Source organism: Streptomyces sp. PL-29, from assembly GCF_058344425.1.
The window spans coordinates 1,214,159-1,239,589 of sequence record NZ_CP136996.1 but is presented as its reverse complement, the minus strand read 5'-3'; the positions used below and the strand labels follow the sequence as shown (position 1 = coordinate 1,239,589).

Sequence of the window (25,431 nt, the reverse complement as noted above, 5' to 3'; positions counted from 1 at the left end):
TTTCCGTCCCGTGAATCTCGTGACACTCCTCCCGTTCATCGTGCTCATCGGGGCGATGTTCCTGATGACCCGCTCCGCGAAGAAGAAGCAGCAGCAGGCCGCGCAGATGCGCGACCAGATGACGCCCGGCACCGGGGTCCGCACCATCGGCGGCATGTACGCCACGGTGAAGGAGATCGGTGACGACACGGTCACCCTTGAGGTGGCTCCCGGCGTCCACGCGATCTACGCGAAGAACGCCATCGGCGCCGTACTGGAGGACGCGGAGTACAACCGCATCGTTCACGGCATCGACGACGTGACGACCGACACGCCCGCCGTGCCGGACGACGTCTCGTCCCTCACCAAGGACGAGGACGGGTCGCCGAAGCTGGACCTGGGCAAGAAGGACGAGCCCAAGGGCGACGACAAGCCCGAGGACGGCAAGGCCGACGGCGAGGCCGGCGCGAAGTAGCGCGCGGCCGGGGACCGTGCGGTCGCCCGACCGGCGGTCGGTACGGTCCCCGTCAGTGACACTTCTGCGGGGGGCAGGGGTCCCCACCACACATTTCGTGGCCGTCCGCGCGCTGACCCGGCGCGCGACGGTTGGACAGGGAGAAACGACAAGGTGGCAGCACCGAAGAAGGGCCGGCGGCCCACGGGGGCTCAGGGGAGGCCGGGGCGCGCCCTGGCGATCATCCTGATCGCGATGGTGGCGCTCACCGCGGGGATGTTCCTCTCCCATCAGACGACTCCCCGGCTGGGCATCGACCTCGCCGGCGGCACGAGCATCACGCTCAAGGCCAAGAGCGAGCCCGGCAAAGAGAACGCCGTCAACGAGACCAACATGAACACGGCGGTCGGCATCATCGAGCGCCGCGTCAACGGCCTCGGCGTCTCCGAGGCCGAGGTCCAGACGCAGGGCCGCGACCACATCATCGTGAACATTCCCAAGGGGATGAACGAGAAGCAGGCGCGCGAGCAGGTCGGTACCACCGCCCAGCTCTACTTCCGCCCGGTCATCGCATTCGCGGACGGCGCCCCCGCCGCTCCCGAGGGCGCCCAGAGCCCGAGCCCCTCCGCGAGCGGCTCCGGTGCCCCCGAGGCCCAGGACGGGAACAAGACCAGCCCGTCCGCCACCCCGTCGTCCAGCGCCACTTCCCAGGGCCGCGCGCTCAGCGAGGGCCTCAAGGCCCCGAACGCGCCCACTCCCACGCCGTCGGCGAGCGAGTCGAAGAAGGCAGACGACAAGGCGGATCCGTCGCCGTCCGCGAGTGCTCCCGCCGCCGACCCGGCCGCCGCGGACCTGCAGGCCCGGTTCGCCGCGCTCGACTGCACGAACGAAGAGCAGCGCGCGAACGTCGGCAAGGGCGTCAAGCCCACCGACCCGACGCTCGCCTGCGGTCAGCGCGGCGACCAGTGGGGCAAGTGGATCCTGGGCCCGGCCGCGGTCGAGGGCAAGGACGTCAAGAGCGCCCGGGGCGAGATCGACCCGCAGTCGGGCCAGTGGATCGTCACGATGAACTTCAACGACCACGGCGCCGACGCCTTCGCGAAGGTCACCGGCGAGCTGGCGGCCAAGCAGATGCCGCAGAACCAGTTCGCGATCGTCCTCGACGGCGACGTCATCTCCGACCCGTCGGTCAGCACCGCGATCACCGGCGGCAACGCACAGATCTCCGGTGGCTTCAACCAGCAGTCCGCGCAGGACCTGGGCAACATGCTCTCGTACGGCGCCCTGCCGCTGTCCTTCCAGGAGGACAGCGTCACCACCGTCACCGCCGCGCTCGGCGGCGAGCAGCTGCGCGCCGGTCTGATCGCCGGTGCGATCGGCCTGCTCCTCGTGGTGGTGTACCTGCTGGTCTACTACCGCGGTCTGGCCTTCATCGCGATCATCAGCCTTCTGGTCTCTGCGATCCTGACCTACACGATCATGGCGCTGCTGGGCAAGGGCATCGGCTTCGCCCTGAACCTGCCGGCCGTGTGTGGTGCGATCGTGGCCATCGGCATCACCGCAGACTCGTTCATCGTGTACTTCGAGCGCATCCGTGACGAGATCCGCGAGGGCCGCACCCTGCGTCCGGCCGTCGAGCGCGCCTGGCCGCGTGCCCGCCGTACGATCCTGGTCTCCGACTTCGTGTCGTTCCTCGCCGCCGCGGTGCTGTTCATCGTCACCGTCGGCAAGGTGCAGGGCTTCGCCTTCACGCTGGGTCTGACCACCCTGCTCGACGTGGTCGTGGTGTTCCTCTTCACCAAGCCCGTCATGACGCTCCTGGCGCGCACGAAGTTCTTCTCCAGCGGTCACCCGTGGTCCGGGCTGGACCCGAGGCGGCTGGGCGCCAAGCCCCCGCTGCGCAGCTCCCGGCGCACCGCCGCACCCGCCCCCGTCGAAGCAAAGGAGGCGTGAGAGATGTCGAAGCTGGGAGATCTCGGCGCCAAGCTGTACCGCGGTGAGGTCGGCTACGACTTCGTCGGCAAGCGCTTTCTCTGGTACGGCGTTTCCATCCTGATCACCATCACGGCGATCGTCGCCCTGGCCGTCCAGGGCCTCAACATGGGCATCGAGTTCAAGGGCGGAGCCGTCTTCACCACCCCGAAGACGGCCGTCTCGGTCGCCGGTGTCACGGAGGCCGCGGAGAAGGCCTCCGGCCACGACGCGATCGTCCAGGAACTCGGCACCGGCGGCATGCGCATCCAGATCTCCGGTCTGGACACCGACGCCGCGACCGACGTGAAGAAGGAACTGGCCACCGACCTCAAGGTGAGCGAGGCCGACATCAACGCCGATCTGGTCGGCCCCAGCTGGGGTGAGCAGATCGCGAACAAGGCCTGGACCGGCCTCGGCGTCTTCATGGTCCTCGTGGTGATCTACCTCGCCATCGCCTTCGAATGGCGCATGGCCGTCGCCGCGCTGATCGCCCTGATCCACGACCTCACCATCACCGTCGGCGTGTACGCGCTCGTCGGCTTCGAGGTCACCCCGGGCACCGTCATCGGTCTGCTGACCATCCTCGGTTACTCCCTCTACGACACCGTCGTCGTCTTCGACGGTCTCAAGGAGGGCTCGAAGGACATCACCAAGCAGACCCGCTACACCTTCAGCGAGATCGCCAACCGCAGCATCAACGGCACCCTGGTCCGTTCGATCAACACCACGGTCGTGGCGCTGCTCCCGGTCGCGGCCCTGCTGTTCATCGGCGGCGGTTTCCTGGGCGCCGGCATGCTGAACGACATCTCGCTGTCGCTGTTCGTCGGCCTCGCGGCCGGTGCGTACTCCTCGATCTTCATCGCGACCCCGCTGGTCGTGGACCTCAAGGAGCGCGAGCCGGCCATGAAGGCGCTGAAGAAGCGGGTGCTCGCCAAGCGCGCGTCCGCAGCGGCCAAGGGCGAGTCCCCCGAGGACGCGCAGGGCTCCGACGAGCCGCAGGTCGTGTCGCAGGGCCGTCAGCCCGGGCGGCGACGTTGACCGGGCCGCTGTCCGACCAGGTACGGGCCCTCCTGCTCAGCCGCATCAAGGACGTGGCGGACTACCCGAAGCCGGGCGTGATGTTCAAGGACATCACCCCGCTCCTGGCGGACCCCGAGGCGTTCGGTGCGCTGACCGGAGCGCTCGTGGAGCTGGCCGGGCTGTACGGCGCGACGAAGATCGTCGGCCTGGAGGCGCGCGGGTTCATCCTCGCGGCGCCGGTGGCCGTGCAGGCCGGAATCGGCTTCGTGCCGGTCCGCAAGGCCGGCAAGCTGCCGGGGGCGACGCTCGCCCAGTCGTACGAGCTGGAGTACGGCGCGGCCGAGATCGAGGTCCACGCGGAGGACCTGTCCGTGGGCGACCGGGTCATGGTCATCGACGACGTGCTGGCCACCGGCGGTACGGCGGAGGCATCCCTGTCGCTGATCCGGCGGGCCGGGGCCGAGGTCGCCGGGGTGGCGGTCCTGATGGAGCTGTCGTTCCTCCCGGGCCGGGCCAAGCTGGTCGGTTCCCTGGCGGGAGCACCGCTGGACGCGCTGATCGTGGTCTGAGCGCTTCGACCGCGCCCCCCCCCGTACGAGGCGGCGGGCATCCGGAATCCTCCGGGTGCCCGCCGCTCGCGTGCCCGGGCCGTTGCGGCAGGCTGGGCGAACGGGGTGACCCAACCCTCGCTACGATGGGTTATCCGGACCGGACACGGGCACCGGATCCTCCCCCGGAGTCCGCCTGGGGGGACCCCCGTGAGGAGCGCTCTTGCCAGACGAGGCCCAGCCCATCTCCGCCGCGCAGCCCGACCCGCGGGCCGAGCAGGCCACGGCGGCCGCTGCCACGCCCCCGCCGGCCCCGCCGGTCAAGCCCGCGCCCAAGCCGGCACCGGTCAAGCCCGCGCCCGCGAAGTCGGCCGCGTCCTCCAACCGGGTGCGTGCCCGCCTGGCCCGCCTCGGCGTGCAGCGCTCGAATCCGTACAACCCGGTACTGGAGCCGCTGCTGCGCATAGTCCGTGGCAACGACCCCAAGATCGAGACGTCGACGCTGCGCCAGCTGGAGCAGGCCTACCAGGTGGCCGAGCGCTGGCACCGCGGCCAGAAGCGCAAGAGCGGCGATCCGTACATCACGCATCCGCTCGCGGTCACCACCATCCTCGCCGAGCTCGGCATGGACCCGGCCACCCTCATGGCCGGTCTGCTGCACGACACCGTCGAGGACACCGAGTACGGCTTGGAGGACCTGCGCCGCGACTTCGGTGACGCAGTGGCGCTCCTCGTCGACGGGGTCACCAAGCTCGACCGGGTGAAGTTCGGCGAGGCGGCCCAGGCCGAGACCGTCCGCAAGATGGTCGTGGCCATGGCGAAGGACCCGCGCGTCCTGGTCATCAAGCTCGCCGACCGGCTGCACAACATGCGCACGATGCGCTACCTCAAGCGGGAGAAGCAGGAGAAGAAGGCCCGCGAGACCCTTGAGATCTATGCTCCGCTGGCGCACCGGCTGGGCATGAACACGATCAAGTGGGAGCTTGAGGACCTCTCCTTCGCGATCCTCTACCCGAAGATGTACGACGAGATCGTGCGCCTGGTCGCCGAGCGGGCCCCCAAGCGCGACGAGTACCTCGCCCTCGTCACGGATGAGGTCCAGGTGGACCTCAGAGCCGCCCGGATCAAGGCCACCGTCACGGGCCGCCCCAAGCACTACTACAGCGTCTACCAGAAGATGATCGTCCGCGGCCGCGACTTCGCGGAGATCTACGACCTGGTGGGCATCCGCGTCCTCGTCGATACCGTCCGTGACTGCTACGCGGCCCTCGGCACGGTGCACGCGCGCTGGAATCCGGTCCCGGGCCGGTTCAAGGACTACATCGCGATGCCCAAGTTCAACATGTACCAGTCGCTCCACACGACGGTCATCGGGCCCAGCGGCAAGCCCGTCGAACTGCAGATCCGCACCTTCGACATGCACCGCCGCGCCGAGTACGGCATCGCCGCGCACTGGAAGTACAAGCAGCAGACCGTGGCGGGGACCTCCAAGGTGCGCACCGACGTCCCGCAGGCCGCCAAGGGCAGCGCCGGCCAGGACACCGTCAACGACATGGCCTGGCTGCGCCAGCTGCTGGACTGGCAGAAGGAGACCGAGGACCCGGGCGAGTTCCTCGACTCGCTGCGCTTCGACCTCTCGCGCAACGAGGTCTTCGTGTTCACTCCCAAGGGCGACGTCATAGCGCTGCCCGCCGGAGCCACCCCGGTGGACTTCGCGTACGCCGTCCACACCGAGGTCGGCCACCGGACGATAGGCGCCCGGGTCAACGGCCGCCTGGTCCCGCTGGAGTCCACCCTGGACAACGGCGACCTGGTCGAGGTCTTCACCTCGAAGGCCGAGGGCGCCGGACCGTCCCGCGACTGGCTGGGCTTCGTGAAGTCCCCGCGCGCCCGGAACAAGATCCGCGCCTGGTTCTCCAAGGAACGCCGGGACGAGGCCATCGAGCACGGCAAGGACGCCATCGCCCGGGCCATGCGCAAGCAGAACCTTCCGATCCAGCGCATCCTGACCGGCGACTCGCTCGTGACCCTCGCGCACGAGATGCGCTACCCCGACATCTCCTCCCTGTACGCGGCCATCGGCGAGGGCCACGTGGCCGCGCAGGGCGTCGTGCAGAAGCTGGTGGCCGCGCTCGGCGGAGAGGAGGCGGCCAACGAGGACATCGAGGAATCGATCCCGCCCGCGCGGGCCCGCAGCAAGCGGCGCAGCAACGCCGACCCGGGCGTCGTCGTCAAGGGCGTCGACGACGTGTGGGTCAAGCTGGCCCGCTGCTGCACCCCGGTGCCGGGCGACCCGATCATCGGCTTCGTCACCCGCGGCAGTGGCGTATCGGTTCACCGCGCGGACTGCGTCAACGTCGACTCCCTCTCCCAGCAGCCCGAGCGGATGCTGGAGGTCGAGTGGGCGCCCACCCAGTCCTCGGTCTTCCTGGTCGCCATCCAGGTCGAGGCGCTGGACCGGTCCCGGCTGCTGTCGGACGTCACACGGGTCCTGTCCGACCAGCACGTCAACATCCTGTCGGCCGCCGTCCAGACCTCCCGCGACCGGGTGGCCACCTCCCGGTTCACCTTCGAGATGGGCGACCCCAAGCACCTGGGGCACGTCCTGAAGGCCGTCAGGGGCGTGGAGGGCGTCTACGACGTCTACCGCGTCACCTCGGCCCGCCGGCCGTAGCGGACAGAAGCGAGGGCCCCGGTACGGAAGATCCGTACCGGGGCCCTCGTCGTACCGGGGCTTCGGCTCAGCCGCCGAACTCCTCCAGGCCCTTCAGCGCCTGGTCCAGCAGGGCCTGGCGGCCCTCCAGCTCACGCGCCAGCTTGTCGGCCTTGGCGTTGTTGCCCGCGGCGCGCGCCGCGTCGATCTGCTCGCGCAGCTTGTCGACGGCCGCCTGGAGCTGCCCGGTCAGGCCGGCCGCACGGGCCCGCGCCTCCGGGTTCGTACGGCGCCACTCGCCCTCCTCGGCCTCCTGGATCGCCCGCTCCACGGCGTGCATCCGGCCCTCGACCTTCGGCCGGGCGTCGCGCGGCACGTGGCCGATGCCCTCCCAGCGCTCGTTGAGGGAGCGGAATGCGGCACGGGCCGCCTTCAGGTCCGTCACGGGGACGAGCTTCTCGGCCTCGTCGGCCAGCTCCTCCTTGAGCTTCAGGTTCTCGATCTGCTCGGCGTCACGCTCCGCGAAGACCTCGCTGCGGGCCGCGAAGAAGATGTCCTGCGCACCACGGAAACGGTTCCACAGGTCGTCCTCGGCCTCGCGCTGCGCCCGGCCCGCCGCCTTCCAGTCCGCCATCAGTTCGCGGTAGCGGGCGGCCGTCGGGCCCCAGTCGGTCGACTTCGACAGCGCCTCGGCCTCCGAGACCAGCTTCTCCTTGACCTTGCGGGCATCCTCGCGCTGCGCGTCCAGCGAGGCGAAATGCGCCTTGCGGCGCTTGGAGAAGGCGGAACGGGCGTGCGAGAACCGGTGCCACAGCTCGTCGTCCGACTTGCGGTCCAGCCGCGGCAGGCCCTTCCAGATGTCTACCAGGGCGCGCAGCCGCTCGCCGGCGCTGCGCCACTGGTCGCTCTGGGCCAGCTGCTCGGCCTCGGCGACCAGCGCGTCCTTGGCCGCGCGGGCCTCATCCGCCTGCTTGGCCTTCTGGACCTTGCGCTCCTCGCGCCGGGACTCCACGGTCTCGACCAGCTTGTCCAGCCGCACGCGCAGGGCGTCCAGGTCGCCCACGGCGTGGTGCTCGTCGACCTGCGCACGCAGGTGGTCGATCGCCGTCTGGGCGTCCTTGGCGGACAGATCAGTGGTCCGCACCCGCTTTTCGAGGAGGCCGATCTCGACCACCAGGCCCTCGTACTTGCGCTCGAAGTAGGCCAGGGCCTCCTCGGGGGTGCCCGCCTGCCACGAACCGACGACCTTCTCGCCATCGGAAGTACGCACGTACACGGTGCCCGTCTCGTCGACTCGGCCCCACGGGTCGCTGCTCACAGCGCCTCCTCCACCTGATGCCTTGCGAGGGGCTCACCCCCTGGGCATCGTCCACAGTTTCCTGGGGCGGGCAGCGCCCGCCCTGCACAACGCCAACATAGGCGACCGCCGGGCCGGCTGTCCGCATCCCGCACGACGCAATCTCGGCGTACGCGAGCGGGCCGGCCGGCGCCGGGGCCGCATCACCCCGTCAGTTCTGGGTGACCGTGCCCTTCTCGATCTTGATCTCGGTCTTCGGCGCACCGTCCTGGCCACCGTCGACCGTACCGGCCTTGGCGATCTCCTCCAGGACCTTCAGGCCGTTCGCGTCGATCTTGCCGAACGGCGTGTAGGTCGGCGTCAGCGGGCTGTCCTTGTAGACCAGGAAGAACTGGCTGCCGCCCGAACCGGGCTGGCCGGTGTTGGCCATCGCCACGGTGCCCGCCGGGTACACGACCTGGCCCTGCTCGTTCGCCTTGCCCAGCGAGTCCAGGTTCTCGTCCGGGATGGTGTACCCGGGGCCGCCCCGGCCGGTGCCCTCGGGGTCGCCGCACTGGAGCACGAAGATGCCGCCGGCCGTCAGCCGGTGGCACTTGGTGTTGTCGAAGTAGCCCTTGTCGGCGAGCGACTTGAAGGAGTTCACCGTCTGCGGGGTCTTCGCCGCGTCCATCGCGAAGTTGATGTCGCCGGCACTGGTCTTCAGCGCGAAGGTGTACTGGCCCTTCTGGTCGATCGCCATCTCCGGCGAGGGCGACTGCTTGGGCTCCGGCGGCGTCGCCGAGGCCGACGGGTCCGCCGCCGCGTCCTTGGTGTCCTTGTCCGAATCGAAGACACCGCCCACGATCAGGCCGACCAGCGTCGCGACCACCACGGCGACCGCGGCTCCGATCACCGCCGCCCGCTGACGGCTCTTCCTCCGGGCCTCCGCGCGGCGCTTCTGCTGGCGCTCGTACTTCTCCCTGGCGAGCTGTCGCCGCCGCTGATCGCTCGTGACCACCGGGTCGTCTCCTTGTACGTGTCTGATACTGCTGTCCGGGCTGGGATAGGCCGTACCGTATATGGGTTCGCTGTGTAATGAGCGGCGCCGGTAGGCTCTGAGCAGCAGGATTCCCACCTGCACCCTCCCGCCGGACGACGATTGAGGACGAACGTGCTGATTGCCGGGTTCCCCGCAGGCGCTTGGGGCACCAACTGCTACGTGGTCGCCCCCGCCGCCGGCGAGGAGTGCGTGATCATCGACCCGGGCCACCAGGCCGCCCAGGGCGTCGAGGAAACGCTGAAGAAGCATCGGCTCAAGCCCGTCGCGGTCGTTCTGACCCACGGCCACATCGATCATGTGGCCTCGGTGGTCCCGGTGTGCGGAGCACACGACGTACCGGCCTGGATCCACCCCGAGGACCGCTACATGATGAGCGACCCGGAGAAGGCGCTCGGCCGCTCGATCGGGATGCCCCTCATGGGAGAGCTCACCGTGGGGGAACCGGACGACGTCCGCGAGCTGGCCGACGGCGCCACCCTGAAATTGGCCGGAATGGACTTCTCCGTGGCCCACGCCCCGGGCCATACCAAGGGGTCGGTGACCTTCCGGATGCCCGAGCTGGCCGACATCCCGCCGGTCTTCTTCTCGGGCGACCTGCTCTTCGCCGGCTCCATCGGACGAACCGACCTGCCGGGCGGCTCCCACACCGAGATGCTCGACTCGCTGGCCCGCGTGTGCCTGCCGCTCGACGACTCGACCGTGGTGCTGTCCGGCCACGGTCCCCAGACCACCATCGGCCGCGAGCGCGCGACCAACCCGTATCTGCGGGAGGTCGCCGCCGGCCCGGCAGCGAGCCCCCACCAGGGCGCGCCCGCTCCACGACGAGGAATGTGACGAGAGCTTCGTGGCTACTTTTCAGGCCCCCAAGGGCACGTACGACCTGATCCCGCCGGTCTCCGTGAAGTACCTGGCGGTGCGCGAGGCCATCGCGGCCCCGCTGCGCAACTCCGGCTACGGCTACATCGAGACCCCCGGCTTCGAGGACGTGGGCCTCTTCGCCCGCGGTGTCGGGGAGTCCACCGACATCGTCTCCAAGGAGATGTACGCCTTCGAGACCAAGGGCGGCGACCAGCTGGCCCTGCGCCCCGAGGGAACCGCCTCCGTGCTGCGCGCCGCCCTGGAGGCGAGCCTGCACAAGAAGGGCAACCTGCCGGTCAAGCTCTGGTACTCCGGCTCCTACTACCGCTACGAGAAGCCGCAGGCGGGCCGCTACCGCCACTTCTCGCAGGTAGGCGCCGAGGCGATCGGCGCCGAGGACCCGGCGCTGGACGCCGAGCTGATCATCCTCGCCGACCAGGCGTACCGCTCGCTCGGCCTGCGCAACTTCCGGATCCTGCTCAACTCGCTGGGCGACAAGGAGTGCCGCCCGGTGTACCGGGAGGCGCTGCAGTCCTTCCTGCGGGGCCTGGACCTGGACGAGGAGACCGTCCGCCGCGCCGAGATCAACCCGCTGCGCGTCCTCGACGACAAGCGGTCCGACGTCCAGAAGCAGCTGGTCGGGGCGCCGGTGCTGCGCGACTACCTGTGCGACGCGTGCAAGGCGTACCACGAGGACGTGCGGGCGCTGGTGACGGCGGCCGGCGTCGCCTTCGAGGACGACGAGAAGCTGGTGCGCGGCCTGGACTACTACACGCGGACCACCTTCGAGTTCGTGCACGGCGGTCTGGGCTCGCAGTCCGCGGTCGGCGGCGGCGGCCGGTACGACGGCCTGTCCGAGATGATCGGCGGACCGGCGCTGCCCTCGGTGGGCTGGGCGCTCGGGGTGGACCGCACGGTGCTGGCCCTGGAGGCCGAGGGCGTCGAGCTCGACATCCCGGCGTCGACGTCCCTGTTCGCGGTGGCCCTGGGCGAGGCCAAGGCCACCGTGTTCGGCCTGGTGACACAGCTGCGCAAGGCGGGCGTCGCCGCGGACATGTCGTACGGGGGCAAGGGCCTCAAGGGCGCCATGAAGGACGCGAACCGCAGCGGTGCCCGCTTCGCGGTCGTCGCGGGAGACCGCGACCTCGCCGAGGGCGTCGTCCAGCTGAAGGACATGGAGTCCGGCGAGCAGACGGCCGTGCCCGTCACCGAGCTGATCGACACGGTCAAGGCCCGCCTGGCCTGAGCGGGCGGGATGTCGGACGGGGCCGGGGATCCTTCCCCGGCCCCGTCCGTTCACAGACTCGTACGGCACAATGACCCGTGCTTGATCACCTTGCAGATGTGGAGCGGGCGGTATGACGACACGAAGCACGGACGCGGACACCGCCGGGGGCAGGGCCTTCGGGGCGAGCCGGGCGCTGGCCCTGCTGCTGGTGATCACGGGGGCCGCAGGTCTGCTCGCCGCATGGGTCATCACGATCGACAAGTTCAAGCTGCTGGAGGACCCGAACTTCACGCCGGGCTGCAGCCTCAATCCGGTCGTCTCCTGCGGCAACATCATGAAGAGCGACCAGGCGTCCGTGTTCGGCTTCCCGAACCCCATGCTCGGCCTGGTCGCCTACGGCATCGTGATCTGCGTCGGCATGAGCATCCTGGCCGGAGCCCGGTTCCGCCGCTGGTACTGGCTCACCTTCAACGCCGGCACTCTCTTCGGCGTCGTCTTCTGCGCCTGGCTCACCTACCAGTCGCTCTACAACATCAACGCGCTGTGCCTGTGGTGCTGCCTCGCCTGGGTCGCCACCATCCTGATGTTCTGGTACGTCACCTCGCACAACGTCCGCGCGGGCCTGCTGCCGGCGCCGGGCTGGCTCAGGAGCTTCTTCGGCGAGTTCACCTGGGTGCTGCCCGCGTTGCACATCGGGATCATCGGGATGCTGATCCTGACCCGCTGGTGGGACTTCTGGACCTCCTGACCGCGGACCGACCGTGGACCGACCGCACAGGGGCTGCGGACCGGCCGCGTGCCGACGGCGGCCGCCCTGTCGGCGGACTCGCTTAGGCTTCCGGTGTGGAACCAGACCTGTTCACCGCCGCCGCCGAAGAGCGCCAGGAGAAGGACCCCGCGAGCTCGCCGCTCGCCGTCCGGATGCGCCCGCGCACCCTGGACGAGGTCGTCGGCCAGCAGCACCTGCTCAAGCCCGGATCACCGCTGCGGCGGCTGGTCGGGGAAGGAGCGGGCGGACCGGCCGGTGCCTCCTCGGTGATCCTCTGGGGCCCGCCCGGGATCGGGAAGACGACCCTCGCCTACGTGGTCAGCCAGGCCACGCAGAAGCGGTTCGTGGAGCTCTCCGCGATCACGGCGGGCGTCAAGGAGGTACGGGCCGTCATCGAGGGCGCGCGCCGCGCGGCCGGGGGCTACGGCAAGGAGACGGTGCTCTTCCTCGACGAGATCCACCGCTTCAGCAAGGCCCAGCAGGACTCCCTGCTGCCGGCCGTCGAGAACCGCTGGGTGACGCTGATCGCGGCCACCACGGAGAACCCGCACTTCTCGATCATCTCGCCGCTGCTGTCGCGCTCCCTGCTGCTGACTCTGGAGCCGCTCACCGACGACGACCTGAGCGCGCTGATGCGGCGCGCACTCACGGAGGAGCGCGGCCTGGCCGGGGCGGTGACCCTGCCGCGGGACGCCGAAACTCACCTGCTGAGGATCGCCGGCGGCGACGCCCGGCGCGCACTGACCGCGTTGGAGGCCGGAGCGGGCTCGGCCATCGCCAAGGGCGAGGGGGAGATCACCCTCAGGACCCTGGAGGAGGCGGTGGACCGGGCGGCCGTCCGCTACGACCGGGACGGCGACCAGCACTACGACGTGGCGAGCGCGCTGATCAAGTCGATCCGCGGCTCCGACGCGGACGCCGCGCTGCACTACCTCGCGCGGATGATCGAGGCGGGGGAGGACCCCCGGTTCATCGCGCGCCGTCTGATGATCTCCGCGAGCGAGGACATCGGCCTGGCGGACCCCACCGCGCTGCCGATCGCGGTGGCGGCGGCCCAGGCGGTGGCGATGATCGGCTTTCCGGAGGCCGCGCTGACGCTCTCGCACGCCACGATCGCCCTGGCCCTGGCCCCCAAGTCGAACACCGCCACGACCGCGATCGGCGCCGCGCTGGCCGACGTGCGGGCGGGCCTGGCCGGCTCGGTCCCGCCGCACCTGCGCGACGGGCACTACAAGGGCGCGGCCGGTCTCGGCCATGCGGTCGGGTACGTGTACCCGCACGACGTGCCGGGCGCCATCGCGGCCCAGCAGTACGCCCCGGACGAGATCCAGGGCAAGCGGTACTACGAGCCGACCCGCTACGGCGCCGAGGCCCGTTACGCGGACGTGGTGGAGAAGGTCCGCGAGCGCCTGCGCGGCACCGACCGCGGCTGAGGCGTCCGCCGCGGGGCGGCTGTCCGATCCGGTGCCCCGCGAGGCGGGGCCAGGGCCCGTACCGGGCGCACGTGCGCGGGCGGGCTCTCCGGCGGATCACCGGTCCGCCGGACAGGCCCTAGGCTGCCCGGATGACCACGGACCTTCCCACCTGTGCCTGCTGCGGCGACGCCCTTGCCGACGAGCGCCGTATCGACTTCGGCTTCAACCTGCCCGACGCCGCCGTCGGCGCGCCCGAGGAGGCCGTCCACCGGCTCGGCGTGCGCGCCCTGCTCCGGGTGGACGGTGTCGGCTGTTTCATACGCTGCCTGCTGCCCGTCCGGCTGACCCACGACACCGAGCTCGTCCTCGGGGCCTGGCTGGAGGTGGACGACGCCACCCTGCGGCGCGCCCACGAGGTGTGGGAGCAGCCCGGCTACGCGGACCTGTCCGTCGAGGGCACCTTCGCCAACCGGATCCAGCCCTGGGGCGACGACCTGCTCGGGGCCCCGGTCACCGCGAAGGTCGCCGACCCGGAGGAACTGCCCCAGGTCACCGACGTGCGCCACCCGGTGGCCTCCCGCGTCCTGACCCGGACCTGGGACCGCGACCACGTCCTCAGCCGCTTCCCGTACCCGCTGCCCGTGGACGTGCGCACCGACCTCGGCGGCCGCTGGTCGGTCCTGCGCACCGCCGGCCTCACCGCCTCCTTCGCCGACGGAACGGACCACTTCACCGCGCCGGACCGTAGCGCCGCCGTCAACCTCATGCGGGACGAGGTCCCCGGCCGCGCCCCCGGAGACTTCCTCACGGCGCTGCTGTCCGGCGCTCCCGATACCCGGCCCGCCCAGCGCGTGCGCGAGCCGATGGGCGGGGGAGTGCGGTACGCGTTCTGGCTGACCCCGCAGGACCACGGCCGGCCGCGCCACGAGTTCTACGGCATGGCCGTCGCACCCGGCATCGCCGCGGGGATCTTCTGCACCTACGAGGACCCTGCCGACCTGGACTGGGCCCAGCGGATCTGGCGCTCGCTCGATCACGCCCTGAACACCCTCTGACCGGCCCGCGGGCGCGCCGGCCGGCCGCCCTCAGGGCGAGGCGGCCGCGAAGAGGGCGCGCATCGCCCGGCGCAGGCCGCAGACGTCCGCCACCGGCTCGGGGAAGTCGAAACGGGCGTCGAAGCAGCCGCCGGCGACGCCGCCGGTGAAGCGGACGCGCAGGCCCGTCCGGTCCAGGGCGAGCGGGACCGCCGTCATCCCCCGCGCCTCGCGGCCGCCGAGCAGGTCGCACAGTCCGCCGATCCGGTCGCCGTGGGAGGCGTGCAGGTGCTGGAGGAGCTCGGCCTCGTGCGGGGACACCGGGTCCGGCTCCGCCGCGGCCAGGTCCTCGGGGTCCACGTGCTCGGCGCCCCACAGGTCGTCCACCGTGATCTCGCCGACCTCCAGGCGCAGCATCATCCAGGCGGGGCGGCCCGTGTACGGGGCGCTCCGGGACTCGTCCAGGCCCAGCAGCTCGCCCACCGGATGGCGCTCGGCGAGCAGCGCGGCGCACCGGGCGCGGTCGTGCCCGCGGACCGGCGTCAGCCACCCGGCCAGCCACGCACGGCCTCGGATACGATGGGGCACGGACACCGGCGCCACATCCGTGATCTCGATCACGGCGGTGAGGTCGTCGTCCTGGGCGTGAGCGGCTGCCGCGGCAGCCGCGGATTCCCCGGAAACAAGGAGAATCACGTCCCCGTCCGGGGTGACGGTCCGTGCGACCGGCAGCCCTGTCCCGAACTCCTCGGGCCCGTGACTGTCACGAGCACCGATCAGCGTGAGGGATACTGAGGCGTTGGACTCTACGAGGGTTCGTACGCGTTCGGCTCCGGTGAGCTGCCGAACGCCTTCCCTGGGACGCGGCTGACCTTGCTTATCGTCGGCGCAAGCGGATTCTGTTTCGTTGGAATCCGAACTGCGTTGCGCACTGGGCAGGGGGATCCCATGTGGTCGAGACATTACGTCCTCCTCGCTAAGGTAAGCCTCACCTAACTTACATGGAGGTAGGTTCCCCGTGAACCAGAAGCGACCCAAGGTCAAGAAGTCTCGCGCCCTCGGCATCGCCCTGACGCCGAAGGCCGTCAAGTACTTCGAGGCCCGCCCCTACCCGCCGGGCGAGCACGGCCGTGGCCGCAAGCAGAACTCGGACTACAAGGTCCGTCTGCTGGAGAAGCAGCGTCTGCGCGCTCAGTACGACATCTCCGAGCGCCAGATGGCCCGCGCGTACGACCGCGCCAAGAAGGCCGAGGGTAAGACGGGCGAGGCGCTGGTCGTCGAGCTCGAGCGTCGTCTCGACGCCCTGGTCCTGCGTTCGGGCATCGCCCGCACGATCTACCAGGCCCGCCAGATGGTCGTTCACGGCCACATCGAGGTCAACGGCGCCAAGGTCGACAAGCCGTCGTTCCGTGTCCGCCCGGACGACGTCATCACCGTGCGCGAGCGCAGCCGCGAGAAGGTTCCGTTCCAGGTCGCCCGTGAGGGTGGCTACGCAGGCGAGGGCGAGACCCCGCGCTACCTGCAGGTCAACCTGAAGGCCCTGGCCTTCCGCCTGGACCGCGACCCGAACCGCAAGGAAATCCCGGTCATCTGCGACGAGCAGCTCGTCGTCGAGTACTACGCCCGCTGATCTTCCGGCAGGCGTAGCCCTCACCGGCTGGTGGAAACCCGCCGCCCCTTTCGGGGCGGCGGGTTTTCCGCTGTTCGGGTACAGACCCTACGGCTGATCCGCCGCCGCCGTGCTGCGCGGGACCCGCGGGCTCGGCGTTTCGCCCCGTGCCGCCGGACCCGGCACCCGTGCCGCCCCGCGCAGCGCCCGCACCACCAGCGCGTCCCGGGACAGCGCCCGCCCCTCGGCCGCGCACGCCGCGAAGCGCTCGGCGCCCAGCGCCGCGCCTGCCCGCTCCGTGCACGTCAGCCGTGGCGCGTTGAAGTACCCCGAGCCGAACAGCCGCAGCCCCACCCCGTCCCACATCGGCTCCGCCGCACCCTGGAGCACGGCGGCCTCGGTCGGATCGCCCTCGGCGACCCTGACCAGAGCGAGCAGCTCCAGCGCGAGGACCAGCCCGACCAGGTCGTCGAAGGTGTGGTTGATCTCCACGCTCTCGGTCAGCAGCTGCCGGGCCTCCTGCGTGCCGCCCGCCTCCAGGGCCGCGTACGCCAACACGTAGAGGGCGTACGCCTTCGTCCAGCGCTCCCCGCGCTCCTCGCAGATCTCCCGGACGTCCCCGCACAGCGCCAGCGCACCCGGCAGGTCCCCGAGGAAGGCCAGCGCCATCCCCAGCTCGACCTGGCACATCAGCACGTTGCTGTTGAGTTCCCCGGCCGCCCGGTATCGCTCCAGCGCCTCACCCAGCAGCTCCCTGGCCCGGGCCATGTCGTCCGAGACGAGCGCCAGACAGCCCAGCCGGTGCACCGCGTACGCTGCCGCCACCCGGTTCCCGCTGCGCGCCGCCGCGTCCCGGCACTCGTACAGAGCGCACATCGAGGCCGTCGCATCGCCCTGCAGGGCCGCCACGTAGCCCAGCACCCACAGGGCCTTCAGCCGGGAGCTCTCATACTCCGCCGGCTGCCCGCCCGTGGGGTCCAGGGTGCGGTCCAGCCAGTGCCGGCCCTCGGTCAGGCGCCCGCACCCCGCCCAGTAGAACCACAGGGTGCCGGCCAGGTACTGGCCCAGGTGCAGTTCGTCCGGCTCGTCCAGGCAGCACTCCAGGGCGAGCCGCAGGTTCGGCAGCTCCGCCTCCACCAGGGCCGCCACCTCGTGCTGGCGCGGGCTGAACCAGTCCAGCTCGCACCAGGTCGCCAGCCCCATGTACCAGTCGCGGTGCCGCCGCCTCAGCCGCGCCGCGTCGCCCAGGGACTCCAGCCAGCCCGCCCCGTACAGCCGTACGGTCTCCAGCATCCGGAACCGCACCCCGGCGGGCGTCTCCTCCCGGACCAGCAGGGACTGCGCGAGGAGCTCGCCCACCAGGTCCAGCACGCCCTCCGCCGGCAGATCGGGCCCGGCGCACACGTACTCGGCGGCGTCGAGGTCGAACCGGCCCGAGAACACCGACAGCCGAGCCCACAGCAGCCGCTCCGCCGGGGTGCACAGCTCGTGGCTCCAGCCGATGGCCGAACGCAGCGCCCGGTGCCGAGGGAGCCCTCCGCGCGCACCGCCCGTCAGCAGCCCGAAGCGGTCCTCCAGTCGGGCGAGCACCTGGGCCGGGGACAGCGTCCGCAGCCGGCCCGCCGCCAGCTCCAGAGCGAGCGGGATCCCGTCGAGGCGGGCGCACACCTCCACGAGCGCGGCCCGGTCGGGCCCCGTGACCGCGAAGGCCGGGTCGGCGGCGACCGCCCGTGCCTCCAGCAGCGCGAGCGCCTCCTGTGGGTCCGGCGGGGCGAGCGGAAACGTCCGCTCCCCGTCCACCTCCAGCGGGCGCCGGCCCGCCGCGAGCACCTGGAGGCCGGGGGAGCGCAACAGGAGTTCCCGCACCAGAGCGGCTGTCTCGTCCACCAACTGCTCGAAGCCGTCCAGGACCAGCAGCAACCGCTTGTCGGCCAGGTGTGCGGCCAGCACGGTCCGGGGCGGCCGCGTCGTGTGGTCGGTGAGCCCGAGCGCCTGTGCGAGCGTCACCTCCAGCAGTGCCGGATCCCGTACGCAGGCTAGCTCGGCCAGCCAGACCCCGTCGCAGTAGCGTTCCTCCGCCGGAACGTGCGCCCCCTGTGCACCGTGCGCTCCGGTCGCCGACCGGGCGGCCGCGGCGGCCGACCGGGCCGCCGCGAGAACCAGCCGGGACTTGCCGACCCCGCCCACGCCCGTCACGGTCACCAGCCGCGACACCTCCAGCAGGCCCCCCAGCTCGGCGAGTTCGCCACCCCGCCCGATGAACCCGCTCAGCTCCGAGGGAAGATTGCCCCGGGCGGTACGTGGAAGGGGTCTGTGTCGCATGGGACACGGAGCGTACTGGTCCGGATGCACTCCGTCCAAGAAGGGTGACCTCGCCCCCGTATTCGGGTAGGGCCGGGGATCCCCGGCGCGATAGGGTCGGGGGACCAGGTGTGGGAATCGCCGGCGGTTCGGCTGAAGACAGAGAGCGGTGTGACGTGTCCGGTGTAGAGGTGGCCGGGATCATCGTGGCCGTCTTCTGGGCCATCCTGATCTCCTTCCTCGCCGTCGCCCTGGTGCGGCTGGCGCAGGTCCTCAGGGCGACCACGAGGCTGGTGTCCGAAGTGACCGACCAGGCCGTACCGCTGCTGGCCGACGCCTCCAGCACCGTCCGCTCCGCGCGCACCCAGCTCGACCGGGTCGACGCGATCGCGAGCGACGTCCAGGAAGTCACCTCCAACGCCTCCGCGCTGTCCTCCACCGTGGCCACCGCCTTCGGCGGACCGCTCGTGAAGGTCGCGGCCTTCGGCTACGGCGTCCGCAAGGCGCTCGGCAAGGGGGACGCCGGGGCCGCGGACGGCGTCCCGTCGAAGGCCGCCCGGCGTACCCGAAGCGGCGCCGGTGGCCGTACTGTGATCGTTGGCCGAACGGTGCCGTCCGCCCGGCGCCGGAAGCAGAAGGACTGAGACCGCCGATGTTCCGCCGAGCCTTCTGGTTCACCGCCGGCGCCGCCGCCGGCGTGTGGGCCACCACCAAGGTCAACCGCCAGCTCAAGAAGCTGACGCCGGAGAGCCTTGCGGCCCAGGCCGCCGACAGGGCCGTGGAGGCGGGCCACCGCCTCAAGGACTTCGCCCTCGACGTCAAAGCGGGAATGACGCAGCGCGAGGACGAGCTGAACGATGCACTGGGGCTCCACCAGGACCCCGACCGGCCCGACAACGTCACCGCCCTTCCCGGGCCGCGGCGCCTGCGGGCCATCCAGAACCACCAGATCGACAACCGACCAGAGCTGTCGTACAACCGGAATGAGGACCACTGATGGAGTCGGCTGAAATCCGCCGCCGCTGGCTGAGCTTCTTCGAGGAGCGCGGTCACGCCGTTGTCCCTTCGGCGTCGCTCATCGCGGACGACCCGACTCTGCTGCTGGTCAACGCGGGCATGGTGCCCTTCAAGCCGTACTTCCTCGGCGAGACCAAGCCCCCGGCCCCCCGGGCCACCAGCGTGCAGAAGTGCGTCCGCACGCCGGACATCGAAGAGGTCGGCAAGACCACCCGCCACGGCACGTTCTTCCAGATGTGCGGCAACTTCTCCTTCGGGGACTACTTCAAGGAAGGCGCCATCAAGTACGCCTGGGAGCTGCTGACCAGCTCCGTGGCGGACGGTGGCTACGGCCTCGATCCCGAGAAGCTCTGGATCACCGTCTACCTCGACGACGACGAGGCCGAGACGATCTGGCGCGACGTGATCGGCGTCCCCGCCGAGCGCATCCAGCGCCTGGGCAAGAAGGACAACTTCTGGTCCATGGGCGTCCCCGGTCCCTGCGGCCCGTGCTCCGAGATCAACTACGACCGCGGCCCGGAGTTCGGCGTCGAGGGCGGCCCCGCGGTCAACGACGAGCGCTACGTGGAGATCTGGAACCTGGTCTTCATGCAGTACGAGCGCGGCGCCGGCGACGGCAAGGAGGACTTCCCGATCCTCGGCGACCTGCCGTCCAAGAACATCGACACCGGTCTCGGCCTCGAACGCCTCGCCATGATCCTGCAGGGCGTACAGAACATGTACGAGACCGACACCCTGCGCGTGGTCATGGACAAGGCCACCGAGCTGACCGGCGTGCGGTACGGCGCGGCGAAGGACACCGACGTGTCCATGCGCGTCGTCGCCGACCACATGCGCACCTCCGTCATGCTCATCGGCGACGGCGTCACCCCCGGCAACGAGGGCCGCGGCTACGTGCTGCGCCGCATCATGCGCCGCGCCATCCGCAACATGCGCCTCATGGGCGCCACCGGCGCCGTCGTCCAGGACCTCGTGGACGTCGTGATCAACACGATGGGCCAGCAGTACCCGGAGCTCGTCACCGACCGCAAGCGCATCGAGACCGTCGCGCTCGCCGAAGAGGCCGCCTTCCTCAAGGCCCTCAAGGGCGGCACGAACATCCTCGACACCGCCGTCACCGAGACCAAGGCCGTCGGCGGCAAGGTCCTCTCCGGCGAGAAGGCGTTCCTGCTCCACGACACCTGGGGCTTCCCGATCGACCTCACCCTGGAGATGGCCGCCGAACAGGGCCTCTCCGTGGACGAGGCCGGCTTCCGCCGCCTGATGCAGGAGCAGCGCGACCGCGCCAAGGCCGACGCGAAGGCCAAGAAGACCGGCCACGCGGACATGTCCGCCTACCGGGAGATCGCCGACGGCTCCGGCGCCACCGAGTTCACCGGCTACGCCACCACGCAGGGCGAGTCCACCATCGTCGGCCTGCTGGTCAACGGCCTCTCCGCGCCGGCCGCCTCCGAGGGCGACGAGGTCGAGGTCGTCCTCGACCGCACGCCCTTCTACGCCGAGGGCGGCGGCCAGCTCGCCGACCAGGGCCGCATCAAGCTCGACACCGGCGCCGTCATCGAGGTCCGCGACGTCCAGCAGCCGGTCCCGGGTGTCTCCGTGCACAAGGGCTCCGTCCAGGTCGGCGAGGTGACGGTGGGCGCCTCCGCGTACGCCGCCATCGACGTCAAGCGCCGCCGGGCCATCGCCCGCGCCCACTCCGCCACGCACCTGACCCACCAGGCGCTGCGCGACGCGCTGGGCCCGACCGCCGCCCAGGCAGGTTCGGAGAACAGCCCCGGCCGCTTCCGCTTCGACTTCGGCTCCCCGAACGCCGTCCCCGGCTCGGTCCTCACCGACGTCGAGCAGAAGATCAACGACGTGCTCTCGCGCGAGCTCGAAGTGACCGCCGAGATCATGAGCATCGACGAGGCGAAGAAGCAGGGCGCCATCGCCGAGTTCGGCGAGAAGTACGGCGAGCGGGTCCGTGTCGTGACCATCGGCGACTTCTCCAAGGAGCTGTGCGGCGGCACGCACGTCGGCAACACCGCCCAGCTGGGCCTGGTGAAGCTGCTCGGCGAGTCCTCCATCGGCTCCGGTGTGCGTCGTGTCGAGGCCCTTGTCGGCGTGGACGCGTACAACTTCCTCGCCAAGGAGCACACGGTCGTCGCCCAGCTCCAGGAGCTGGTCAAGGGACGTCCGGAGGAGCTGCCGGAGAAGATCGCCACCATGCTCGGCAAGCTGAAGGACGCCGAGAAGGAGATCGAGAAGTTCCGCGCGGAGAAGGTCCTGCAGGCCGCCGCCGGTCTCGCCCAGAACGCCCAGGACATCAAGGGCGTCGCCCTCGTCGTGGGCCAGGTGTCGGACGGCATCGGCGCCGACGACCTGCGCAAGCTGGTCCTCGACGTCCGCAGCCGCATCCCGGGCGACCGTCCGGCCGTCGTGGCCCTCTTCACCGTGGCGAACGACCGCCCGCTGACCGTGATCGCCACCAACGAGGCCGCCCGCGAGCGCGGTCTCAAGGCCGGCGACCTGGTTCGTACGGCCGCCAAGACCCTCGGTGGCGGCGGTGGCGGCAAGCCGGACGTCGCCCAGGGCGGCGGGCAGAACCCGGCCGCGGTCCCGGAGGCCATCAGCGCCGTCGAGCGCCTCGTCGTGGAGACGGTCTGACGATGACACTGCGCCGCGGCCGCCGCCTGGCCATCGACGTCGGGGACGCCCGGATCGGGGTCGCTTCCTGCGACCCCGATGGGGTCTTGGCCACACCGGTGGAAACCGTTCCGGGCCGGGACATCCCCTTCGCCCACCGGCGGCTGCGGCAGCTCGTCGAGGAGTACGAGCCCCTCGAAGTCGTGGTCGGCCTGCCCCGCTCGCTCAGCGGGCGGGAGGGGCCGGCCGCGGCCAAGGTGCGGGCCTTCGCGAACGAACTGGCCAAGGGCATCAAGCCGGTGACGGTTCGTCTGGTGGACGAGCGGATGACCACGGTCACCGCCGCCCAGGGGTTGCGCGCCTCCGGAAGGAACGCGAAGAAGGGCAGGTCGGTCATCGACCAGGCGGCCGCTGTGGTGATCCTTCAGAACGCTCTTGAGACCGAACGGGTATCAGGTAATCCACCTGGTGAGTGCGTCGAAGTGGTTGTCTGATCGCGATACGGTAACGTTCCGCGCGATGAGACGGCATTCGAACAGCCGTCGCCCACCGTCAAAGAGGCGGAACCGGGTGCCGCGGACGAACAGGTCCGTGGCACTGCGTCTCGCGGCTCTAGGGGACCGATGACTGAGTATGGCCGGGGCCGTGGCCCCGAACCCTGGCACCCTGAGGACCCCTTGTACGGGGACCAGGGGTGGACCGGGCACCAGACCCAGCAGGGCCAGGTGCCGTTCACCGGTGCGCCGCAGCAGGAGTACCAGCAGGAGCCCCGGTACCAGGAGCAGTACCCCCAGCAGCCGCAGTACCAGCAGTACCAGCAGTACCCCGAGTACCAGCAGCAGTACGCACAGCAGGAGCCGCAGCAGGGCTATGCCCCGCAGCAGGCGTACGCCCCGCAGCAGACTCAGTACCCCCAGTACGCGCAGCAACCCGTGCAGCCCCAGCAGCCCCAGCAGCCCGTGTACGACAGCCAGGGCTGGGACACCGGCCAGGGCCAGTACACGGCCGCGGTGCAGACCGACCCGTACGCGGGCGCGGACCTCGCGCAGCACCCGTCCGCCGGCTACCCGGGGGAGACACCGGACCTCTACGGCACGGACGAGGCCTACCCGCCGCCGCAGCCCCCGGGCCGGCGCCACCTGGAGCCGGAGCCGGCCGAGCAGGAGGAGGAGCGCGAGGACGCGCTTGCGGTCGGTGGCGACGGTCGCGACGACGGGGACGGCGACGCGGACGAGCCCTCGGGTCGCCGCGGCGGCCGTTCGAAGGGCGGCAAGCCCAAGAAGCGCAGCGGCACCGCCTGCCTGATCGCGGCCGTGGTCATCCTCGGCGTGGTCGGCGGTGGAGGCTACTACGGCTACACCTACATCAAGGCGAGGTTCGCCCCCGCCGAGGACTTCGCGGGCGACGGCGTCGGCGAAGTGGTCGACGTCGAGATCCCCAAGGGTGCGGGTCTGGGCCAGATGGGCCGCATCCTCAAGCAGGCCGGCGTCGTCGCCAGCGCCCAGGCGTTCGTCGACGCGGCGAAGGCCAACCCCAAGGGCAAGTCCATCCAGCCCGGCATCTACCCGATGAACAAGAAGATGTCGGCCGCGGCCGCCGTCGCGCTGATGATCGACCCCACCAAGCTCAACGTCATCACCGTCACCGAGGGCATGCGCAACACCAAGGTGTACGAGGCGATCGACAAGAAGCTGGGCAAACCGGAGGGCACCACCAAGGAGATCGCCCTGCGCGAGGCCAAGAACATGGGGCTGCCGGCCTGGGCCGGCAACAACCCCAAGCTCATGGACCCGCTCGAGGGCTTCCTGTTCCCGACGCGCTACGACCTCAGCAAGGACAGCACCCCCGAGTCGCTGCTCAAGCAGATGGTCAAGAACGCCTCCGACAAGTACGCGGAGCTGGGCATCGAGGCCAAGGCCAAGGAGCTGGGGCTGGAGAACCCGCTGCAGGTCGTCACGGTGGCCAGCCTCGTCAACGCCGAGGGCAAGAACCACGACGACTTCCGCAAGATGTCCGAAGTCGTCTACAACCGCATGAAGAAGACCAACGACGTCACGAACCAGAAGATCGAGTTCGACTCGACGTACAACTACGCCAAGAACCAGAGCGAGATCAACTTCAACCTCAAGGAAGCGCAGGCGTTCAACAACCCGTACAACACCCACTTCATCAAGGGCCTGCCGGTCGGCCCGATCGGGAACCCGGGCATGGACGCGCTTACCGCTACCCTCAACCCTGACCACGGCGGCTGGATGTTCTTCGTGTCGGTCGACGGCAACACGACGACCTTCACCAAGACCTACGACGAGCACCTCAAGCTGGTCGCCGAGTTCCAGGAACGGCAGAGGCAGAAGAACGGCGGGTAGCAGGACATGACACGGATACGGGCCGCGGTGCTGGGTTCGCCCATCGAGCATTCGCTCTCACCGGTGCTGCACCGTGCCGCGTACCAGGAGCTCGGCCTCGCCGACTGGTCGTACGACCGCTTCGAGGTCGACGAGGCCGCGCTCCCGGACTTCTTCTCCGGGCTCGGCCCCGAGTGGGCCGGGCTGTCGCTGACGATGCCGCTCAAGCGGGCGGTCATCCCGCTGCTGGACGGGGTCAGCGACACGGCGGCCTCCGTCGAGGCGGTCAACACGGTCGTCTTCACCGAGGACGGCCGGCGCCTGGGCGACAACACCGACATCCCCGGCATCGTCGCCGCGCTGCACGAGCGCGGGGTCGACAAGGTGCCTTCGGCCGCCGTCCTCGGTGCCGGGGCCACCGCCTCCTCGGCGCTCGCCGCGCTGTCGCGGATTTGCACCGGCGAGGTCACGGCGTACGTCCGCTCGCGGGCGCGCAGCGACGAGATGCGGCAGTGGGGCGAGCGGCTCGGCGTGGCCGTCCGTACGGCCGACTGGTCCGAGGCAGCCGGTGCGCTGGAGGCGCCCCTGGTCATCGCGACCACCCCGGCCGGCGCCACCGACGAACTGGCCGCCGCGGTCCCGGACGCACCGGGCACTCTCTTTGACGTCCTCTACGACCCCTGGCCCACGCCGCTCGCCGCCGCCTGGTCGCAGCGCGAGGGGAACCTCCTGGGCGGTTTGGACCTGCTGGTGCACCAGGCGGTTCTCCAGGTGCAGCAGATGACCGGCCGCTCCCCGGCGCCGCTCGGGGTGATGCGGCGGGCGGGCCTCGCGGCCCTCTCCGGATCCTCTTGAGGCACCGGGGCAGCAGCGCTCTTCCCGCCCGCGGAGTGATCTTGGCGGAATCTCACCTACTGATCGGTAATATCGCCCGTTACCCTGTCCACCTGCACTTTTACAGGGGGTTGGGATGGACGGGACGGACACGGATCAGGCGCTCGCGTCGAAGTGGGACATCCCCGTGGTGCTGTACGGCGTGATCAGAGTGGCCTTCGCCGACCTGCCGATCTGGGCCAAGGGCCTGGTTTTCGCACTCGTGGGGTTCCTCGGTGTCTGGACGGCGGCCACCTGGTTCCGTGGGCGCCGCAGCCGGGTCCGCTGACCAGCGGGGCGTCCGACAGCTGGACCGGGGCCCGTGAAACCGTTCCGGACATGGGAGGATTCGGGTGAGGCGGGTCCGGGCCGCGCACCCGATCGCGCCGT

At 70.6% G+C, this 25,431-nt stretch carries 22 protein-coding genes; 18 read left to right on the top strand and 4 right to left on the bottom strand.

The features are described from left to right. The first annotated feature begins 10 nt into the window (after positions 1-10). The 5 genes from yajC to R4Z63_RS05600 all read left to right on the top strand — a co-directional run bounded on the left by yajC (position 11) and on the right by R4Z63_RS05600 (position 6,649). Entirely contained in the window at positions 11-454 is a 444-nt protein-coding gene (yajC, locus tag R4Z63_RS05620; RefSeq protein WP_384453522.1) for a preprotein translocase subunit YajC, read from the top strand. Between the two features lie 153 nt (positions 455-607). Beyond that, positions 608-2,386, top strand: a complete 1,779-nt coding sequence (gene secD, locus R4Z63_RS05615; RefSeq protein WP_384453525.1) for a protein translocase subunit SecD — start codon at positions 608-610, stop codon at positions 2,384-2,386. Positions 2,387-2,389: 3 nt separating this feature from the next. Next, positions 2,390-3,445, top strand: a complete 1,056-nt coding sequence (secF, locus tag R4Z63_RS05610) for a protein translocase subunit SecF (protein WP_384453528.1) — start codon at positions 2,390-2,392, stop codon at positions 3,443-3,445. Next, positions 3,442-3,996 (top strand): adenine phosphoribosyltransferase, encoded by a 555-nt coding sequence (locus R4Z63_RS05605; protein ID WP_078556867.1) that lies wholly within the window; start codon positions 3,442-3,444, stop codon positions 3,994-3,996. Before secF ends, R4Z63_RS05605 begins: the two co-directional genes overlap by 4 nt. 202 nt (positions 3,997-4,198) lie before the next feature. Beyond that, the gene (locus R4Z63_RS05600; RefSeq protein ID WP_384453533.1) at positions 4,199-6,649 is read left to right on the top strand and encodes a RelA/SpoT family protein; all 2,451 of its coding nucleotides are present in this window, start codon (positions 4,199-4,201) and stop codon (positions 6,647-6,649) included. 67 nt (positions 6,650-6,716) lie between these two features. On the opposite strand, the gene R4Z63_RS05595 is transcribed toward R4Z63_RS05600, so the two are convergent. Beyond that, complete coding sequence (locus R4Z63_RS05595) at positions 6,717-7,946, bottom strand: DUF349 domain-containing protein (RefSeq protein WP_037926079.1); 1,230 nt, start codon at positions 7,944-7,946, stop codon at positions 6,717-6,719. A gap of 190 nt (positions 7,947-8,136) precedes the next feature. Beyond that, positions 8,137-8,922 carry a peptidylprolyl isomerase gene (locus tag R4Z63_RS05590; RefSeq protein ID WP_037926082.1) on the bottom strand — a complete coding sequence of 262 codons (786 nt, stop codon included), beginning with the start codon at positions 8,920-8,922 and terminating at the stop codon, positions 8,137-8,139. 153 nt (positions 8,923-9,075) lie between these two features. Here R4Z63_RS05590 and R4Z63_RS05585 point away from each other — a divergent pair, with 153 nt between their 5' ends. The 5 genes from R4Z63_RS05585 to R4Z63_RS05565 all read left to right on the top strand — a co-directional run bounded on the left by R4Z63_RS05585 (position 9,076) and on the right by R4Z63_RS05565 (position 14,289). After that, entirely contained in the window at positions 9,076-9,798 is a 723-nt protein-coding gene (locus R4Z63_RS05585) for an MBL fold metallo-hydrolase (protein ID WP_037926085.1), read from the top strand. Positions 9,799-9,808: 10 nt separating this feature from the next. Beyond that, complete coding sequence (hisS, locus tag R4Z63_RS05580) at positions 9,809-11,068, top strand: histidine--tRNA ligase (RefSeq protein ID WP_037926088.1); 1,260 nt, start codon at positions 9,809-9,811, stop codon at positions 11,066-11,068. Positions 11,069-11,180: 112 nt separating this feature from the next. Then, positions 11,181-11,798 (top strand): vitamin K epoxide reductase family protein, encoded by a 618-nt coding sequence (locus R4Z63_RS05575; protein WP_037926091.1) that lies wholly within the window; start codon positions 11,181-11,183, stop codon positions 11,796-11,798. 95 nt (positions 11,799-11,893) lie between these two features. Continuing rightward, positions 11,894-13,252 carry a replication-associated recombination protein A gene (locus R4Z63_RS05570; protein ID WP_384453538.1) on the top strand — a complete coding sequence of 453 codons (1,359 nt, stop codon included), beginning with the start codon at positions 11,894-11,896 and terminating at the stop codon, positions 13,250-13,252. Between the two features lie 131 nt (positions 13,253-13,383). Then, the gene (locus R4Z63_RS05565) at positions 13,384-14,289 is read left to right on the top strand and encodes a DUF2199 domain-containing protein (RefSeq protein WP_384453541.1); all 906 of its coding nucleotides are present in this window, start codon (positions 13,384-13,386) and stop codon (positions 14,287-14,289) included. A 30-nt stretch (positions 14,290-14,319) separates the two neighbouring features. Here the strand turns inward: R4Z63_RS05565 and R4Z63_RS05560 are convergent, their stop codons facing one another. After that, positions 14,320-15,231, bottom strand: coding sequence for a DUF2470 domain-containing protein (locus R4Z63_RS05560; RefSeq protein ID WP_384453544.1), 912 nt, complete (start codon positions 15,229-15,231; stop codon positions 14,320-14,322). Positions 15,232-15,286: 55 nt separating this feature from the next. Here R4Z63_RS05560 and rpsD point away from each other — a divergent pair, with 55 nt between their 5' ends. Then, on the top strand, positions 15,287-15,898 hold the full coding sequence (gene rpsD / locus R4Z63_RS05555; protein ID WP_030026606.1) for a 30S ribosomal protein S4: 612 nt from the start codon (positions 15,287-15,289) through the stop codon (positions 15,896-15,898). An 87-nt stretch (positions 15,899-15,985) separates the two neighbouring features. Here rpsD and R4Z63_RS05550 read toward each other — a convergent pair whose 3' ends face one another. After that, positions 15,986-18,199, bottom strand: a complete 2,214-nt coding sequence (locus R4Z63_RS05550) for an ATP-binding protein (protein ID WP_384453547.1) — start codon at positions 18,197-18,199, stop codon at positions 15,986-15,988. 155 nt (positions 18,200-18,354) lie between these two features. Here R4Z63_RS05550 and R4Z63_RS05545 point away from each other — a divergent pair, with 155 nt between their 5' ends. The 7 genes from R4Z63_RS05545 (at position 18,355) to R4Z63_RS05515 (ending at position 25,330) form a co-directional block, all read left to right on the top strand. Then, on the top strand, positions 18,355-18,822 hold the full coding sequence (locus tag R4Z63_RS05545; RefSeq protein WP_078556869.1) for a DUF948 domain-containing protein: 468 nt from the start codon (positions 18,355-18,357) through the stop codon (positions 18,820-18,822). A gap of 8 nt (positions 18,823-18,830) precedes the next feature. Beyond that, positions 18,831-19,175, top strand: a complete 345-nt coding sequence (locus R4Z63_RS05540; RefSeq protein WP_037926098.1) for a DUF6167 family protein — start codon at positions 18,831-18,833, stop codon at positions 19,173-19,175. Further along, a complete protein-coding gene (gene alaS / locus R4Z63_RS05535) occupies positions 19,175-21,844 on the top strand; it encodes an alanine--tRNA ligase (protein WP_384453551.1) in 2,670 nt (889 codons plus the stop codon). The genes R4Z63_RS05540 and alaS overlap by 1 nt, the downstream gene beginning before the upstream one ends. Before the next feature lie 2 nt (positions 21,845-21,846). Further along, positions 21,847-22,317: a Holliday junction resolvase RuvX gene (ruvX, locus tag R4Z63_RS05530; RefSeq protein ID WP_030028999.1), complete on the top strand. Its 471-nt coding sequence runs from the start codon at positions 21,847-21,849 to the stop codon at positions 22,315-22,317. 129 nt (positions 22,318-22,446) lie between these two features. Next, positions 22,447-24,189, top strand: a complete 1,743-nt coding sequence (mltG, locus tag R4Z63_RS05525; RefSeq protein ID WP_384453555.1) for an endolytic transglycosylase MltG — start codon at positions 22,447-22,449, stop codon at positions 24,187-24,189. 6 nt (positions 24,190-24,195) lie between these two features. Further along, on the top strand, positions 24,196-25,023 hold the full coding sequence (locus R4Z63_RS05520; RefSeq protein WP_037926105.1) for a shikimate dehydrogenase: 828 nt from the start codon (positions 24,196-24,198) through the stop codon (positions 25,021-25,023). 115 nt (positions 25,024-25,138) lie between these two features. Next, entirely contained in the window at positions 25,139-25,330 is a 192-nt protein-coding gene (locus tag R4Z63_RS05515) for a hypothetical protein (RefSeq protein WP_037926108.1), read from the top strand. Positions 25,331-25,431 lie beyond the last annotated feature (101 nt).

Coding starts and splice junctions, on each gene's coding strand:
- R4Z63_RS05575 (WP_037926091.1), top strand. CDS start 11,181: ATGACGACACGAAGCACGGACGCGGACACCGCCGGGGGCAGGGCCTTC.
- R4Z63_RS05550 (WP_384453547.1), bottom strand. CDS start 18,199: ATGCGACACAGACCCCTTCCACGTACCGCCCGGGGCAATCTTCCCTCG.
- R4Z63_RS05520 (WP_037926105.1), top strand. CDS start 24,196: ATGACACGGATACGGGCCGCGGTGCTGGGTTCGCCCATCGAGCATTCG.
- R4Z63_RS05565 (WP_384453541.1), top strand. CDS start 13,384: ATGACCACGGACCTTCCCACCTGTGCCTGCTGCGGCGACGCCCTTGCC.
- R4Z63_RS05560 (WP_384453544.1), bottom strand. CDS start 15,231: ATGTCTCGACCACATGGGATCCCCCTGCCCAGTGCGCAACGCAGTTCG.
- mltG (WP_384453555.1), top strand. CDS start 22,447: ATGACTGAGTATGGCCGGGGCCGTGGCCCCGAACCCTGGCACCCTGAG.
- alaS (WP_384453551.1), top strand. CDS start 19,175: ATGGAGTCGGCTGAAATCCGCCGCCGCTGGCTGAGCTTCTTCGAGGAG.
- R4Z63_RS05515 (WP_037926108.1), top strand. CDS start 25,139: ATGGACGGGACGGACACGGATCAGGCGCTCGCGTCGAAGTGGGACATC.
- ruvX (WP_030028999.1), top strand. CDS start 21,847: ATGACACTGCGCCGCGGCCGCCGCCTGGCCATCGACGTCGGGGACGCC.
- secF (WP_384453528.1), top strand. CDS start 2,390: ATGTCGAAGCTGGGAGATCTCGGCGCCAAGCTGTACCGCGGTGAGGTC.
- R4Z63_RS05540 (WP_037926098.1), top strand. CDS start 18,831: ATGTTCCGCCGAGCCTTCTGGTTCACCGCCGGCGCCGCCGCCGGCGTG.